The following is a 17,946-nucleotide window of genomic DNA, read 5'->3' on the forward strand; positions in this document are numbered from 1 at the left end:
GATAAATCCTGAATTTTCTTCATTTAAGTTTTAAATTACTTTTTACGACGACGAACGATAAGTTTATCTGAACGATTCTTACCATTACGTGTTTTCTTACCAAGAGTAGGTTTACCCCATGGAGTCATCGGACTTGGACGTCCGATTGGAGCTTTACCTTCACCACCACCGTGTGGGTGATCATTCGGGTTCATTACAGATCCACGAACTGAAGGACGTTTGCCTTTCCAACGGTTACGACCGGCTTTACCAATGTTAATTAATTCGTGTTGTTCGTTACCAACTGAACCAAGTGTTGCACGGCAGCTAGCAAGAATCAGACGGCTTTCTCCAGATCTCAAACGTACTAATACGTATTTTCCTTCTTTACCAAGGATTTGAGCAGAAGTTCCAGCTGAACGAGCTAATTGTCCACCTTTACCAGGTTTCAACTCGATGTTGTGGATAACAGAACCAACAGGAATGTTTGCTAGTGGAAGTGCATTACCAACTTTGATATCTACATCTTCACCAGACATAATGCTTTGTCCAACTTCGATACCTTTAGGAGCTAAAATGTAAGTTTTAACACCATCTTCGTATTGGATCAATGAAATGTTTGCTGAGCGGTTTGGATCATACTCAACTGTTTTTACAATACCGCGAACGCCATCTTTTTGACGTTTGAAATCAATAATACGGTATCTTTGCTTGTGGCCGCCGCCTTGATGACGGACAGTGATTCTACCTTTGTTGTTACGTCCAGCACGTTTTGGGCTTGGAGCTAGCAAAGTTTTTTCTGGTGTGCTAGTTGTGATTTCAGCGAAATCTGACCCAGTCATGTTACGACGTCCGTTTGTGGTAGGTTTGTACTTTTTAATCGCCACGCAAATTCCCTCCTTGTAATAATCATATGACTTACTTATTTAGAAGTAAGTGCTTATTCGTTTTCTTCTCCGAAGATAGTAATATCATTCGATTCAGTCGTTAAAGTAACAATTGCTTTACGACGTTTTTTAGTATAGCCCATGTAACGACCCATACGTTTTGGTTTTGGAGCAGTGTTGATGATGTTTACTTTTTTCACTTTAACATCGAAGATTTCTTCGATTGCTTGTTTTACTGTAGTTTTCTTAGCGCGAACATCTACTTCGAATGTGTACTTTTTATCGTCCATAGCATTCATAGAAGCTTCAGTGATGATCGGGCGTAAAATTACGTCACGTGCATTCATTATTGAAGTGCCTCCTCTACTTTTTCCAGAGCAGCCTTCGTTAAGATGAGCTTGTCATGAGCAACTACGTCCAGTACAGATACGTTGTTTGGTGCAACAACTTTTACCCCTGGAAGGTTGCGAGCTGACAGCGCTGCAAATTCATTGTCGTTTTCCAACACTACTAAGACCTTTTTGCCAGCATCTAAGTTTGTTAGAACAGCTCTGAACTCTTTAGTTTTTGGTGCGTCAAAGTTCAAACCATCTACTACGACTAACTCTTGATCTGCTACTTTAGTTGAAAGTACTGATCTAATCGCTAAACGACGAACTTTTTTCGGTAATTTATAGCCATATGAACGTGGTGTTGGTCCGAAGACTACTCCACCTCCACGCCATTGTGGTGAACGGATAGACCCTTGACGAGCACGTCCAGTTCCTTTTTGACGCCACGGTTTACGTCCACCGCCTCGTACTGCACTACGGTTTTTAACCGCGTGTGTTCCTTGTCTTAAAGAAGCGCGTTGCATGGTAATTGCATCAAATACGACACTTTCGTTTGGTTCGATACCAAAGACTGCATCATTTAATGTTACTTCACCATTTTGCGTTCCATCTTGTTTGTATAACGCTACAGTTGGCATTCTGCTTGTCCTCCCTTCCTAATCTATTACTTGTTTCCTGCTTTAAGTGCAGATTGGATTTGAATAAGTGATTTTTTAGCTCCTGGTACATTACCTTTAATTAATAATACGTTACGCTCAGCGTCAACACGTACAATTTCAAGGTTTTGAACAGTTACTGTGTCCCCACCCATACGTCCTGCTAATTTCTTACCAGGGAATACGCGTGATGGATCAGATGCGCCACCCATTGAACCAGGACGACGGTGATAACGAGATCCGTGAGTTTCAGGCCCACGTGATTGTCCGTGGCGTTTGATAACACCTTGGAATCCTTTACCTTTTGAAGTCCCAGTAACATCCACAATGTCGCCTTCTGCGAATGTTGCTACTGTAATTTCGTTTCCTACTTCGACGTCTCCAAGCTCAGCATCTCGTAATTCTCTAATGAAGCGCTTAGGAGTCGTGTTAGCTTTCTTAACATGACCTTGTGCCGGTTTGTTTGATAGTACTTCGCGTTTGTCGTCGAATCCTAATTGAACTGAGTTATAACCGTCAGTTGCCATTGTTTTAACTTGTAAAACTACGTTAGGAGCTGCTTCGATTACTGTTACAGGAACTAATTCTCCTGTTTCGCTAAAAATTTGTGTCATTCCGACTTTTTTACCTAAGATTCCTTTGGTCATGAGTACACCTCCGTTATATGATTTTTTTAGTATTATAATTTGATTTCGATGTCCACACCTGATGGTAAGTCTAGCTTAGTTAAAGCATCAACTGTTTTCGGTGTTGGGTTCACGATGTCGATTAGACGTTTGTGTGTGCGCATTTCGAATTGCTCACGTGAATCTTTGTATTTATGCGGTGAACGGATAATTGTATACAATTTACGTTCTGTAGGTAATGGAATTGGACCTGAAACAGTTGCCCCAGTTCTTTTTGCCGTTTCTACAATTTTGTCAGCAGATTGATCAAGCACACGGTGTTCATATGCTTTCAAACGAATACGAATCTTTTGTTTTGCCATGTTTTTCCCTCCTTCGCTTATTTAAAAAATAAACCTAGCTCCACGAAAATTTTTCCAACTCACCCACCATGGCAATGCACCCGGGTGTGTCGCAACCTCTCGCTTCAAAGCCCTGGATCTGAAGTTATTACCCCTCTTGCACTAAATCATTCTGATTCGCACAAAAATAAGTACCTCGCAGACACCTATACAAGTATACATACAATACAATAAAGAAGCAAGCCTTTTTTAAAATATTTTATAAAAAAGGAAGATTTCTTTTTTACGATACTTTTTCTTTTTCTAACATGCTGTTTGAACGTGTTTCTTCTATAGTATATACCCATATTCTTTATTATCATTGAAATAAAAAAGCGTCACTTCGGACGAATCCGAAATGACGCTCCATTTAATTGTTAAGCGAATATCGAAAGAATAAAAATTATTCTACGATCTTAGTTACAACGCCCGCTCCAACAGTACGGCCACCTTCACGAATAGTGAATTTAGTTCCGTCTTCTACAGCGATTGGTGCAATAAGGCTAACTTTCATAGTTGTGTTGTCTCCAGGCATAACCATTTCAGTACCTTCGTTTAATTCAACAATACCAGTTACATCAGTTGTACGGAAGTAGAACTGAGGACGGTAGTTAGTGAAGAATGGAGTGTGACGTCCACCCTCTTCTTTTGAAAGAACATAAACTTCAGCGTCAAAAACAGTATGTGGAGTAATTGAACCTGGTTTAGCTAGTACTTGTCCACGTTCGATGTCATCACGTGACATACCACGTAAAAGTGCTCCAATGTTATCTCCCGCTTCAGCGTAATCTAACAATTTACGGAACATTTCAACACCAGTAACAGTTGTTTTAGCAGTATCTTTAATACCGATAACTTCAATTTCGTCACCAACAGAAACTTTACCAGACTCAACACGTCCAGTTGCAACCGTTCCACGTCCAGTAATTGAGAATACATCCTCAACTGGCATCATGAATGGTCTGTCAGCGTCACGTTCTGGAGCTGGAATGTAGTTATCTACTTCTTCCATAAGATCAAGAATTTTTTGCTCGTAAGCGTCGTCGCCTTCTAGAGCTTTAAGTGCTGATCCAGCAACTACAGGAATGTCGTCGCCTGGGAATTCGTATTCAGATAATAAGTCACGAACTTCCATTTCAACTAATTCTAGTAATTCTTCATCATCAACCATATCAACCTTGTTTAAGAAAACAACGATGTATGGAACACCTACTTGACGTGAAAGCAAGATGTGCTCACGAGTTTGAGGCATTGGGCCATCAGCAGCAGAAACTACCAAGATAGCTCCGTCCATTTGAGCAGCACCAGTGATCATGTTTTTAACGTAATCCGCGTGACCTGGGCAGTCAACGTGTGCATAGTGACGAGTATCAGTTTCATACTCAACGTGAGAAGTAGAGATAGTGATTCCACGTTCTTTTTCTTCTGCAGCTCCGTCAATGCTGTCGTATGCTTGTGCTTCTGCATATCCTTTTTTAGATAATACAGTAGTGATTGCAGCAGTTAAAGTTGTTTTACCGTGGTCAACGTGTCCGATTGTACCAATGTTCATATGTTGTTTCGTACGGTCAAATTTTTGTTTAGCCATTTTAAACATTTCCTCCTTAGATTGTGTTCCTTTAATTGGTATGAGAACATAGTCTTCAAACCATTTTATCACATATAATTATACCGATTAATGATTCATTAATCAATCAGTTTGAGCGGTTGCACAGAATAAATTATTCTGCGCCAGAACCGCCATTTTTCTTGATGATTTCTTCAGCAATACTCTTAGGCACTTGATCATAGTGGTCAAATTGCATAGAGAATGTTCCACGTCCTTGAGTAGCAGATCGTAGTGTAGTTGCATAACCAAACATTTCAGCTAAAGGAATCATTCCTCTAACGATCATTGAGTTACCACGTTGTTCAGAACCTTCAATATTTCCACGACGTGCAGAAATGTGACCCATGATATCACCCATGTAATCTTCAGGAACTGTAACATCTACAGCCATGATTGGCTCAAGAATTACTGCACCAGCTTTTTGAGCTGCATTTTTAAGTGCAAGCGAAGCTGCTACTTTAAATGCCGTTTCATTTGAATCGACATCGTGATAAGAACCATCATAAAGTTTCGCTTTAACATCCACTAATGGATATCCAGCTAATACTCCGTTATCTAGAGAAGCTTCTAGTCCAGCTTTAACTGCAGGAATGTATTCACGTGGAACAACCCCACCGACAACAGCATCCTCAAATTCGAAACCTGCTCCTTCTTCGTTTGGAGTAAATTCAATCCATACGTGACCGAATTGACCTTTACCACCAGACTGACGAACAAATTTACCTTCTGATTGTACTTGTTTAGTGAATGTTTCACGATAAGATACTTGAGGAGCTCCAACGTTAGCTTCAACTTTGAATTCGCGTTTCATACGGTCAACGATGATGTCTAAGTGTAACTCACCCATACCAGAAATTAGTGTTTCTCCAGTTTCTTGATCTGTTTCAGCACGGAAAGTAGGATCTTCTTCCGCTAGTTTTTGCAACGCAATACCCATTTTATCTTGGTCAGCTTTTGATTTAGGTTCAATCGCTACTTGGATAACTGGATCAGGGAAGTCCATTGATTCAAGGATAACCGGACTGTCAGTGTCACATAAAGTGTCACCAGTAGTTGTATCTTTCAATCCAACTGCTGCAGCGATATCTCCAGAGAATACTTCAGGAATCTCTTCACGAGAGTTTGCGTGCATTTGCAGGATACGACCTACACGCTCACGAGAGTCTTTTGTTGCATTCAAGATGTATGATCCAGACTCAAGAGTACCAGAGTATACACGGAAGAATGTCAAACGACCTACATAAGGGTCAGTCATAACTTTAAATGCTAATGCTGAGAAAGGTTTGTCATCGCCAGCAGTACGTTCGATGACTTCTTCTGGATCTCTTTGAGCGTGTCCTTGGATTGCAGGAACGTCAAGTGGAGAAGGAAGGTAGTCAACAACCGCATCTAATAGCAATTGTACACCTTTATTTTTGAATGCTGATCCTACTAAAACTGGGTAGAATTCAACGCTCAATGTTGCTTTACGGATACCTTCTTTTAGTTGCTCTTCAGAGATTTCTTCTCCTTCAAGGTATTGCATCATTAGATCTTCATCCATTTCAGCAACAGCTTCAACTAATTTAGTACGCCATTCTTCTGCTAATTCCATGTGGTCAGCTGGAATTTCTTCTTCAGAAATTTCAGTTCCCAAGTCATTACCATACATGAAAGCTTTCATACGAACCAAGTCAATGATTCCGCTAAAGTCATCTTCAGCACCGATTGGTAACTGGATAGGATGAGCATTAGCCATAAGACGGTCATGCATAGAATGGTTAGCATCTAAGAAGTTTGCACCTAGTTTATCCATTTTATTTACGAATACGATACGAGGAACACCATAAGTTGTAGCTTGACGCCAAACTGTTTCAGTTTGAGGCTCTACACCAGATTGTGCATCTAGTACTGCAACGGCACCATCAAGTACACGTAGTGAACGTTCTACCTCAACGGTAAAATCCACGTGACCAGGTGTATCGATGATGTTTACGCGGTGATTATTCCACTGAGCAGTTGTAGCTGCTGAAGTGATTGTAATTCCACGTTCTTGTTCCTGTTCCATCCAGTCCATTTGCGAAGCACCTTCGTGTGTTTCACCAATTTTGTGGATACGACCAGTATAATAAAGAATACGTTCAGTAGTAGTAGTTTTACCCGCATCGATATGCGCCATAATACCAATATTACGTGTTTTTTCTAGAGGGAACTTTCTTTTAGCCACTTGTCTCTACACCTCTCTTTAATTCATTCAGTTCATGTATATACATGAATCGGTTATACAGCATAAAAGAATGAGTCAGTAAGCATTGTTTCTTGAAAACAAGAAACAACCTCTGCTGAACACATTCCTGATTTATATTACCAACGGTAGTGAGCGAAAGCTTTATTAGCTTCAGCCATACGGTGCATTTCTTCACGTTTACGAACAGATGCTCCAGTGTTGTTAGCTGCATCCATGATTTCTTTAGCTAGACGATCTTCCATGGTATTTTCTCCACGAAGACGAGCGTAGCTTACTAACCAGCGCAATGCTAGTGTCGTACGACGATCAGGACGTACTTCTACTGGTACTTGGTAGTTAGAACCCCCAACACGGCGAGCTTTAACCTCAAGAACTGGCATGATGTTCTTCAATGCTTCTTCAAACACTTCGATTGGATCATTTCCAGTTTGTTCTTTGATAGCAGCGAATGCATCATATAAAATTGTAGAAGCTTTTCCACGTTTTCCGTCAACCATTAAACGGTTGATTAAACGAGAAACTAATTTAGAATTATAAATTGGATCTGGTAACACGTCACGTTTTGTAACAGGACCTTTACGAGGCATGTAAATTCCTCCTTTCATAGAGTGTAATTTAAAAGTTTATTTTTTTAGTTAACCCGCTTTAGCTAGGTTTTTTAGTACCGTATTTAGAACGGCCTTGTTTACGATCAGTAACTCCAGCAGTATCAAGCGCACCACGAACGATGTGGTAACGAACTCCCGGTAAATCTTTTACACGTCCTCCACGAAGCAAGACAACACTGTGTTCTTGCAAGTTGTGTCCTTCTCCTGGAATGTATGCAGTTACTTCAATCATGTTAGATAAACGAACACGAGCATATTTACGTAGCGCAGAGTTTGGTTTCTTAGGAGTCATTGTTCCTACACGAGTACAAACACCACGTTTTTGTGGAGAATATACAGTTGTTTGTTTACGTTTCTGAGTGTTATATCCTCTGTTCAATGCTGGTGATTCAGATTTAACGATCTTTGATTTACGAGGTTTACGAATCAATTGATTAATAGTAGGCATTTTCTGTTTCCTCCTTCCGGATTTTCTTATGAATAATGGTTTTTCTAGACCCACACATCCAGGCGGTTCTTCTTTGAGCAAAAGAAAGTATCGCTTCGTTAGCGATAATATTCATCCACTCTATATCAGCTTAAGACGCAATGTCTAGAATCTAATATTGAGGAACTGTACCTAATTGTGCGGTACATTAACGGCTCTTGTATTCCAGTCTGAACGACTGTTGACTCTATCGAGCTTAAACGATCTAGAACAGGAATCTGTACACAAAAGCACCTCTAGAATAGTACCACGTCTAGAATGGGCTGTCAACATCCTGATTGACTTTTTTTATATAAAGACGAGTTTCGAGCGGGATACTGTTTCCCGCTCGTCTCATCACTGTTTTATTCTTCGATAGTTGATGAACTAATTTCATCATTGATGCTGTAAACATTTTCGCTTACAACGCCGACACTTTTTGGTTTTATCTGGTTATAGACTTTCATGCCTGTTCCGGCTGGAATTCTCTTACCGATAATAACATTCTCTTTCAATCCGATCAGTTGATCATTTTTACCACGAATGGCAGCATCTGTTAACACTCGTGTTGTTTCCTGGAACGAAGCAGCTGATAAGAAACTATTCGTTTCAAGTGATGCTTTTGTGATACCCAGTAAAACAGGACGAGCAGTCGCTGGTAGTCCACCTGATAATAATGTCGCTTTGTTCTGATCTTTGAAATCGTGAATATCCATCAAGTTACCTGGAAGAATTGTTGTGTCACCTGGATCCAGTACGCGTACTTTACGTAGCATCTGACGAACCATAACTTCAACGTGTTTATCTCCGATTTCTACCCCTTGGCTACGGTAGGCTCTTTGAACTTCTTGTAATAAATAATTTTGTAATTTGAGTACATTACTAACGGCCAATAATTCTTTAGGATCTACTGAACCATCATTAAAGGCATCTCCACGTTCGATAAAGCTTCCTTCTTTAACACGAAGACGCGCATTGATTGGTAGTGTATAGGTACGTGTATCCGTTGCACCTTTAACTACAATGTCTTTAGTACGTTCAGATGGATTTTCATCGATTGATGCAATTTCTCCGGTAACTTCAGTGATCATCGCTTGTCCTTTAGGGTGACGTGCCTCAAAGATCTCTTGTACACGAGGTAAACCTTGTGTAATATCGTCTCCGGCAACCCCACCGGTATGGAATGTACGCATTGTCAACTGAGTACCTGGTTGTCCGATAGATTGAGCAGCAATTGTTCCAACTGCTTCTCCAACTTCTACTTTACGGCCAGTTGCTAAGTTACGACCATAACATTTCTTACATACACCGTGATTTGTATTACAGTTGAATACGGAACGAATCGTAACTTCTTCAATTCCTGCTTCAATGATTTCTTTTGTAAGATCTTCTGTAATCAATTCGTTTTCTGCAACCATTACTGCACCAGTTTGAGGATGCTTAACTGTTTTACGAGCGTAACGTCCGATAATGCGGTCTTCAAGTGGTTCGATTTCTTCGTTACCATCTTTGATTGCTGTAACAAGAAGTCCACGTTTTGTTCCACAATCGTCTTCACGGATGATGACATCTTGTGCAACATCTACTAGACGACGAGTCAAGTAACCAGAATCGGCTGTTTTAAGAGCCGTATCCGTCATACCTTTACGAGCACCGTGGGTAGAGATGAACATCTCAAGAACTGAAAGTCCTTCACGGAAGTTAGAAGTAATCGGTAATTCCATGATACGTCCACTTGGAGCGGCCATCAATCCACGCATACCAGCTAATTGGGTAAAGTTGGAAATATTACCACGAGCTCCTGAATCACTCATCATAAAGATGTTGTTATGTGGATCCAATGAGTTCATTAAGTGGTTTTGGATAAGATCTTTTGTCTTAGTCCAGACATTGATAACTGAAGTATAACGTTCTTCTTCTGTAATCAGACCACGTCTGTGAGAAGCATCAATGCGATCTACTTGCTCATGTGCTTTTTCAAGAATTTCTTCTTTTTCTTTTAGGTTGGAAATATCCGCAATACCTACAGTGATCCCTGATTTAGTTGAATATTTGTATCCAAGGTTTTTCATAAGATCGAGCATTTTAGAAGTTTCTGTAACGTGGAAACGTTTGAAGACTTCCGCGATTACATTTCCTAAGTTATTTTTCTTGAATGGTTTAACGATTTCTTGATTTTTGATGTGCTCAGGAATGTTGGTACCATAAGCAACAAAATAATGATCTGGTGTTTGTTTCTCAAGGTTAACTTGCGTTGGTTCATTCAAGTACGGGAACTCTGCAGGCATAATCTCGTTAAAGATCAATTTTCCGACAGTTGTAATCAAGTACTTGTCTTTTTGCCATTCTGTGAATGGTTTGTTTTGGATAGCTGATGTGTGAATCCCTACCCGTGAGTGTAAATGTACATAACCACTTTGGTAAGCTTGAATCGCTTCAGACGTGCTTGAGAAGATCATGCCTTCGCCTTCGCGTTCTGCATCTTCCATAGTCAGGTAGTAGTTACCTAAAACCATATCCTGAGATGGTGTTACAACTGGCTTACCATCTTTAGGGTTCAAGATATTTTGAGCACCAAGCATTAAAATACGAGCTTCTGCTTGGGCTTCATCACTTAGAGGTACGTGAACCGCCATTTGGTCCCCATCAAAATCGGCATTGTATGCCTCACATACTAATGGGTGAAGACGAATCGCTTTTCCTTCTACTAAGATTGGTTCAAAAGCTTGAATTCCCAAACGGTGTAATGTAGGTGCTCGGTTAAGAAGAACTGGGTGCTCACGAATAACATCTTCAAGAACTTCCCAGATTTCTTCATCCAAACGCTCTACTTTACGTTTAGCATTTTTAATATTGTTTGCAATGTCTCTTGCAACAAGTTCTCTCATTACGAAAGGTTTGAAGAGTTCGATTGCCATTTCTTTTGGAAGCCCACATTGATACATTTTAAGGCTTGGTCCTACTACGATAACGGAACGTCCAGAATAATCTACACGTTTACCTAGTAAGTTTTGACGGAAACGTCCTTGTTTTCCTTTAAGCATATGCGAAAGAGATTTAAGAGGACGGTTACCTGGTCCAGTTACAGCACGTCCACGACGACCGTTATCTACTAAAGCATCTACCGCTTCTTGTAGCATACGCTTCTCGTTTTGAACAATGATGTGTGGTGCATTCAAGTCTAATAATCTTTTCAGACGGTTGTTACGGTTGATTACACGTCTGTAAAGGTCATTTAAATCACTTGTTGCAAAACGTCCACCTTCAAGTTGAACCATCGGTCTAAGTTCAGGAGGAATAACAGGAACAACATCCATAACCATCCATGATGGGTGGTTACCAGAGTTACGGAAAGCTTCTAAGATATCTAGACGGCGAACCGCTCTCGTACGTTTTTGTCCAGTTGCTGACTGTAAAAGCTCTTTGAGTTCTGCAACTTCTTCCACAAGGTCAACATCGTTTAATAATGTTTTGATTGCTTCAGCTCCGATTTCAGCTTGGAAATCATTTCCATACTGTGCACGACGCTCACGGTATTCGCGTTCAGTCATTAGTTGTTTTTTCTCAAGTGGTGTATCACCAGCATCTGTTACAACATAAGATGCAAAATAGATGATTTCTTCCAGTGCACGAGGACTCATATCAAGTACAAGACCCATTCGACTTGGAATACCTTTAAAGTACCAGATGTGTGTTACTGGTGCAGCAAGTTCTAAATGTCCCATACGTTCACGACGTACTTTAGATTTAGTGACTTCTACGCCACAGCGGTCACAGACGATGCCTTTATAGTGCACTCGTTTGTATTTTCCACAAGAACATTCGTAATCTTTGGTTGGTCCAAAAATTCTTTCACAAAATAGTCCATCTTTTTCAGGTTTAAGTGTTCGGTAATTGATTGTTTCTGGTTTTTTAACTTCTCCAAAAGACCAGCTACGGATCTTGTCTGGTGAAGCTAATCCAATTTGAATACTTTCAAAATTATTAACATCGATCAAAGGGGCGACCTCCCTTTATTAGATTGTGAGCTGCCCTAAAGCTCCAGAACAAGACGGTGCTAGGCAGTCGAGAGAACGGGGCAAGGCCAGCTCAAAATGATTCGTATCATTTTAGAGGTGGCCTCCACGTATCTAAACTACTCAGCTTGTCTTACCCTTCTATGGTGATTCTTTTAAAACGAGTTACTCTGTTTCTTGTTCTTGCGTTTCAGTCAATGCTTCTTCGTCAGCACGTTGTTGTGCTTCTTCAGCACGTTTGATGTCTTGTTCTTTTTTCATTTCTTCTAAAGAATCTACGTTGCCGTAATCGTCATCTTCTTCTGTATCTTGAAGGTCGATTGCTGAGCTTTCTTTATCAAGTACTTTAAGGTCTAGTCCTAGTGACTGTAACTCTTTTACAAGTACTCGGAATGATTCTGGTACACCTGGACGTGGAATTGGCTCGCCTTTAACGATAGCTTCGTATGTTTTCACACGACCCACTACATCATCTGATTTGTATGTCAGAATCTCTTGTAGCGTATAAGCAGCACCATAAGCTTCCAGTGCCCAAACTTCCATCTCTCCGAAACGTTGTCCACCAAACTGTGCTTTACCACCCAATGGTTGTTGTGTAACAAGAGAGTAAGGTCCAGTTGAACGAGCGTGCAATTTATCATCGACCATGTGAGCTAGTTTGATGTAGTACATAACGCCGACAGATACTTTGTTGTCGAACTCTTCACCTGTACGTCCATCATACAAGACAGTCTTCGCATCATCATCCATGCCTGCTTCTTTGATGGTTTCCCAGATATCTTCTTCATGCGCTCCATCGAATACTGGAGATGCAATGTGGATACCCAGTTTACGTGCAGCCATACCCATATGAAGTTCGATAACTTGACCGATATTCATACGTGATGGTACACCAAGTGGGTTCAGCATAATATCTACTGGCGTTCCATCTGGCATAAATGGCATATCTTCTTCAGGAAGGATTAGTGAGATAACCCCTTTGTTTCCGTGACGACCCGCCATCTTATCTCCAACGTTGATTTTACGTTTTTGAACGATGAATACACGAACCAAGAAGTTAACGCCTGGTGATAATTCGTCTCCAGCTTCACGTGTAAAGATTTTAACGTCGTGTACAATTCCGCCGCCACCATGTGGTACGCGTAGAGATGTATCACGAACTTCACGTGCTTTTTCTCCAAAGATTGCGTGTAGTAGTTTTTCTTCTGCAGATAATTCAGATACACCTTTAGGCGTTACTTTACCAACTAGGATGTCTCCGTCTTTTACTTCTGCACCGATACGAATAATTCCGCGGTCATCAAGATGTTTTAATGCATCTTCTCCGACGTTTGGTAATTCACGTGTGATTTCTTCAGGTCCAAGTTTTGTATCACGGGCTTCTGATTCAAATTCTTCAATATGAATAGACGTGTATACATCATCTTTAACCAGACGTTCACTCATGATGATCGCATCTTCAAAGTTATAACCGTCGAATGTTGTAAAGGCGATCAGTGGGTTACGGCCAAGAGCCATTTCTCCATTTTCCATAGACGGACCATCTGCTAAGATGTCTCCCTTGTCTATTTTTTCGTCTTTACTTACCAACGCGCGCTGGTTGTAAGATGTTCCAGCATTTGAACGTTTGAATTTCGCAATATTGTATTTATCTAATGTTCCATCTTCTCTACGAACACGAACTTGTTTTGCATCCACATACTCAACGACTCCGTCATGTTTCGCAATGATCGCAGCTCCAGAGTCACGGGCAGCAAGGTGTTCGATACCTGTACCAACAAGTGGTGCTTCTGGTTGCATCAAAGGTACTGCTTGACGTTGCATGTTTGCACCCATCAAGGCACGGTTAGAGTCATCGTTTTCCAAGAAAGGAATACTTGCAGTTGCTACAGAAACAACTTGTTTCGGAGATACATCCATGTAATCAACTTTCGTTACATCGATCTCTTCGTTTTTATTTTTCGTACGTGCAAGAACGATATCGTTTGTAAATGTACCGTCCGCATTAAGTGGTGCATTAGCCTGAGCTACAACATACAAATCTTCCACGTCTGCTGTCAGATAGTGAATCTCATCCGTTACACGTAAGTTTTCACGATCTACTTTACGGTAAGGTGTTTCGATAAATCCATATTCATTAATTTTAGCGTATGTCGATAAACTGTTGATCAAACCGATATTCGGTCCCTCAGGCGTTTCGATCGGGCACATACGACCATAGTGAGAATAGTGAACATCTCGAACTTCATATCCAGCACGGTCACGTGTCAAACCACCGGGTCCAAGTGCAGATAGACGTCTCTTGTGTGTTAACTCTCCAAGTGGATTCGTTTGATCCATGAATTGAGATAGTTGAGAAGATCCAAAGAACTCTTTGATCGACGCAACGACTGGACGAATGTTAACCAATTGTTGAGGTGTTGTTGTAGATGTGTCTTGAATAGACATACGCTCACGTACAACACGTTCCATACGAGATAATCCGATACGGAATTGGTTTTGTAGTAATTCACCAACAGAACGAATACGACGGTTACCTAAGTGGTCAATGTCATCTGTTTCGCCAACACCTTCTTGAAGGTTGAAGAAATAACTCATTGAAGCAATCATGTCCGCAGGAATCACGTATTTGATTTCACGGTCAGGTGTTGCATTTCCAATAATGTTAATGACACGGTCAGAATCGATTGGCGAGTATACTTTAACGACTTGAAGATCAATCGGCTCAGGTACAACTCCTTCATCTGAAGGGTGGATTGTAATGCCACCAAGACCGTTATCGATGTGCTCTCCAAGATTATCCATTACATCACGTGTAACGACTGTGCCTTCTTTAGCTAGAATTTCTCCTGTTTCAGGATCTACTAATGTTTCTGCTAAAGTCAATCCCATCAAACGAATTTTAAGGTCTAGTTTTTTATTGATTTTATAACGTCCTACTCGAGCTAGATCGTAACGCTTAGGATCAAAGAAACGAGTTGTCAGTAAACTTCTTGATGAGTCTGCTGTTTTCGGCTCACCTGGACGTAGACGTTCGTAAACATCTTTCAATGCTTCTTCTACTCGAGAGTCCGCACTATTTTTGTGAACATCTTTTTCTAATGTAGCTTTAAGGCTTTCGTTGGCTCCGAAAAGATCCATGATTTCATCATCTGATCCGAATCCTAACGCACGTACCAAGACACTTAATGGAATCTTACGTGTACGGTCAATACGAACGTTAGACAAACCTTTAGAATCTGTCTCATATTCTAGCCACGCTCCACGGTTCGGGATAACTGTTGCTCCAAAACCTTCCATACCATTCTTTTCAACTTTAGGGCTGAAATAAACACCTGGTGAACGAACTAACTGAGAAACGATAACACGTTCCGCACCATTAATAATAAATGTACCTTGTTCAGTCATTAGAGGGAAATCGCCAAAGAATACTTCTTGTTCTTTAACTTCCCCTGTTTCTTTGTTGATCAAGCGTAATTTAACATACAGTGGAGCAGAGTAGTTTGAATCATGTTGTCTCGCTTCATCTACTGTATATTTTGGTTGTTGTAGTTTGTAATCTGTAAACTCCAGTGAAAGATTTCCAGAAAAATCTTCGATTGGTGAGATATCTTTGAACATCTCTCTCAATCCATCCTCTAAAAACCATTCGTATGAATCTGTCTGTATTTCGATCAAATTCGGGAGTTCCAGCACTTCGTTGATTCGTGAAAAACTTTTTCTTATACGGTGTTTACCGTAATTCACATTATGGCCTGCCAACCTCTTCACCCCTCGTTAATATTCAATGTATAGACTAATGATTTCATCCGATCTAAATATTACATTTAGGTTACAATTATGACGATTCGTTTAAATCATCGCTTGTTTTCCTGTTTTAGACCAAAAAAAATACAAAAGATATGTGAAGAATCGATAGATTTCATTCTCACGTTCTTTTGTTTAGCATTCAAAACCCTATACGGACAATATTTCGCATAGCGCTCCACTGTATACATTGTTTAGCGTCTACTTAGTTTACACGACAAATAGAAGGGTGTCAAGCATATTTTCATACTTCGAACATCCTTCTTCTAATCGCTTGTTCTTTTTTCTATCCTCTATAAAGATACTTTTTGAGATCTTAAAATCCAGTACCCTCTGTCTAGCGCAATCCGTTCTACATTTCCAAATACTTCTGACATTTTCTTCTGTGCACTTGGTGCCCCTTGTTTTTTCTGGATAACAATCACCAAGTAGCCTCCCACTGTCAGATAATCAATCCCTTCTTCCAGTACTTTATGAACCGTTTCTTTCCCTGCTCTTATCGGCGGATTTGAAAAGATTCCTGCAAACTCTTGATGCGTTATATTTTCATACAAAGAAGACGCATGTATCGAAACATTGCCTACGCCGTTCGTTACGGCATTTTTCTCCGCAAGCGCAAGCGCACGTTCGTTGATGTCGACCATTTCAACTGTTCTACTTTGATCAAGTTTTGCTAGTGTTAACCCAATCGGTCCATATCCGCATCCAACATCTAGCAGTGAACCTTCTGGAAATTCTGTTAAGTCCACTGCATCGAGGAGCACTTTGGAACCATAATCAACTTTTTCTTTTGAGAATACTCCAGCATCTGTATTAAATGTGAATTCAAATCCTCTCAATTGCGTTGTCCACGACTGTTGATTGCTTTTTGACTGTGGATCATTTGTATAATAGTGATCGCTCATGTTTAAACCATCTTTCTAGGATCTGTATAGTCATCAAAGTCTTGTTCACTCATCAGTTCAGCTGACATGACGACTTCTTTTAATGTTTTATTTTCTTCAAACGCCTGCTTCGCTAGAGCACTTGCCGTGTCGTATCCAAGCACCGGTGCTAATGCAGTGACTAGCATAAGTGATTGGTCGACATAAGTACGCATCTGTTCTTCATTCGCTGTTAGACCAGTTAAACACCTTTTATTGAAACTCTGCAAACCATCTGCTAAAAGTGTAATGGACTGAATCGTATTGTAAATAATGACCGGCATGTAGACGTTCAGTTCAAAGTTTCCTTGCGAGGCAGCTACGCCAACGGTTGTATCATTCCCCATGACTTGGACGCACACCATCGTCAACGATTCTACTTGAGTGGGATTGACTTTACCCGGCATAATTGAGCTACCTGGTTCGTTCGCGGGTATAGTAATCTCAGAAAATCCTGAGCGTGGCCCGCTAGCTAACCATCTAATATCATTTGCCATTTTCATGACGTTTGCCGCAAGTGATTTTAGAGCACCGTGGAAGAAGACAAAGTTATCTTTACTAGACAAGCCATGAAATTTGTTTTCCATCTGAGCAAAAGGTTCATTTGTCCAACGTGTAATTTTTTGAATGGCTTTTCCAGAAAACGTTGGCTCAGCATTTAGTCCTGTTCCAACAGCTGTCCCACCCAGTGGTAAATCGTACATCAATTTCATGGATTCTTCGATCATTTTTTCATTTCGTTCAATCATACCGATCCATCCACTAATTTCTTGTCCAAATGTTAGCGGTGTTGCATCTTGAAGATGCGTTCGTCCGATTTTGATTGTGTCCTTATACGTCTCGGCAAGTTTATTCAATGTTTGTTTAACTTCTGCCAACACAGGTACTAAACGCTCTTTAACTTTTAAAACAACAGCTATTTGCATCGCTGTCGGGAAGGTATCATTTGAGCTTTGACTTTTATTGACGTCATCATTCGGATGTATTGGGTCGGATGCTCTTTTCTCGTTTGCAATATGGGAAATGACCTCGTTTAGGTTCATATTGGTTTGTGTTCCACTACCCGTCTGCCAAACAGATAAAGGGAATTCATCATTCAGCATTCCCCAAACCAGCTCGTCACATACTTCAGAAATCGCTTCTGCTTTACTTGTATCCAAAAGACTGATCTCTGCATTCGTCAAAGCCGCAGCTTTCTTGACCAGCCCTAAAGCCTGAATCACTTCGATCGGCATCTTCTCATTTCCGATGGGAAAATTTTCCAGACTTCGCTGCGTTTGCGCTCCCCATTTTTTCTCAGCAGCTATTTTTACCGTTCCGATTGCGTCTCTTTCAGTTCTTTGGTTCATTTATTTACACACTTTCTAGTATATTGATTGGATTAAGGTCATCATTTACTGATCAACGTCTTTATTTCTATCAGCTTCATC

Annotated in this window: 13 protein-coding genes; all 13 read right to left on the reverse strand. The window is 40.5% G+C overall.

Going from position 1 to position 17,946, the window contains the following annotated elements; translation table 11 throughout:
- Positions 1-35: 35 nt before the first annotated feature.
- A complete protein-coding gene (gene rplB, locus ACFP65_RS02485) occupies positions 36-866 on the reverse strand; it encodes a 50S ribosomal protein L2 (protein WP_225744924.1) in 831 nt (276 codons plus the stop codon).
- A 53-nt stretch (positions 867-919) separates the two neighbouring features.
- Entirely contained in the window at positions 920-1,213 is a 294-nt protein-coding gene (gene rplW, locus ACFP65_RS02490; RefSeq protein ID WP_225744925.1) for a 50S ribosomal protein L23, read from the reverse strand.
- On the reverse strand, positions 1,213-1,836 hold the full coding sequence (rplD, locus tag ACFP65_RS02495) for a 50S ribosomal protein L4 (protein ID WP_379915595.1): 624 nt from the start codon (positions 1,834-1,836) through the stop codon (positions 1,213-1,215). Before rplD ends, rplW begins: the two co-directional genes overlap by 1 nt.
- Positions 1,837-1,862: 26 nt before the next feature.
- Positions 1,863-2,501, reverse strand: coding sequence for a 50S ribosomal protein L3 (gene rplC, locus ACFP65_RS02500; protein ID WP_225744927.1), 639 nt, complete (start codon positions 2,499-2,501; stop codon positions 1,863-1,865).
- Positions 2,502-2,533: 32 nt separating this feature from the next.
- Positions 2,534-2,842: a 30S ribosomal protein S10 gene (gene rpsJ, locus ACFP65_RS02505; RefSeq protein WP_072693478.1), complete on the reverse strand. Its 309-nt coding sequence runs from the start codon at positions 2,840-2,842 to the stop codon at positions 2,534-2,536.
- A gap of 421 nt (positions 2,843-3,263) precedes the next feature.
- Complete coding sequence (gene tuf / locus ACFP65_RS02510; RefSeq protein WP_225744928.1) at positions 3,264-4,448, reverse strand: elongation factor Tu; 1,185 nt, start codon at positions 4,446-4,448, stop codon at positions 3,264-3,266.
- Between the two features lie 133 nt (positions 4,449-4,581).
- Positions 4,582-6,675 (reverse strand): elongation factor G, encoded by a 2,094-nt coding sequence (gene fusA, locus ACFP65_RS02515; protein ID WP_379915598.1) that lies wholly within the window; start codon positions 6,673-6,675, stop codon positions 4,582-4,584.
- 137 nt (positions 6,676-6,812) lie between these two features.
- Positions 6,813-7,283, reverse strand: coding sequence for a 30S ribosomal protein S7 (rpsG, locus tag ACFP65_RS02520; protein WP_225744930.1), 471 nt, complete (start codon positions 7,281-7,283; stop codon positions 6,813-6,815).
- 58 nt (positions 7,284-7,341) lie between these two features.
- Entirely contained in the window at positions 7,342-7,752 is a 411-nt protein-coding gene (gene rpsL, locus ACFP65_RS02525; RefSeq protein WP_225744931.1) for a 30S ribosomal protein S12, read from the reverse strand.
- 383 nt (positions 7,753-8,135) lie between these two features.
- Positions 8,136-11,768 (reverse strand): DNA-directed RNA polymerase subunit beta', encoded by a 3,633-nt coding sequence (gene rpoC, locus ACFP65_RS02530; RefSeq protein ID WP_379915601.1) that lies wholly within the window; start codon positions 11,766-11,768, stop codon positions 8,136-8,138.
- A gap of 183 nt (positions 11,769-11,951) precedes the next feature.
- Positions 11,952-15,557, reverse strand: coding sequence for a DNA-directed RNA polymerase subunit beta (rpoB, locus tag ACFP65_RS02535; protein WP_379915603.1), 3,606 nt, complete (start codon positions 15,555-15,557; stop codon positions 11,952-11,954).
- 329 nt (positions 15,558-15,886) lie between these two features.
- Entirely contained in the window at positions 15,887-16,498 is a 612-nt protein-coding gene (locus ACFP65_RS02540; protein WP_379915605.1) for a class I SAM-dependent methyltransferase, read from the reverse strand.
- Between the two features lie 2 nt (positions 16,499-16,500).
- On the reverse strand, positions 16,501-17,865 hold the full coding sequence (gene fumC / locus ACFP65_RS02545) for a class II fumarate hydratase (RefSeq protein WP_379915607.1): 1,365 nt from the start codon (positions 17,863-17,865) through the stop codon (positions 16,501-16,503).
- Between the last annotated feature and the right edge of the window lie 81 nt (positions 17,866-17,946).

Source organism: Marinilactibacillus sp. GCM10026970, assembly GCF_042660675.1.
Classification (GTDB): domain Bacteria; phylum Bacillota; class Bacilli; order Lactobacillales; family Carnobacteriaceae_A; genus Marinilactibacillus.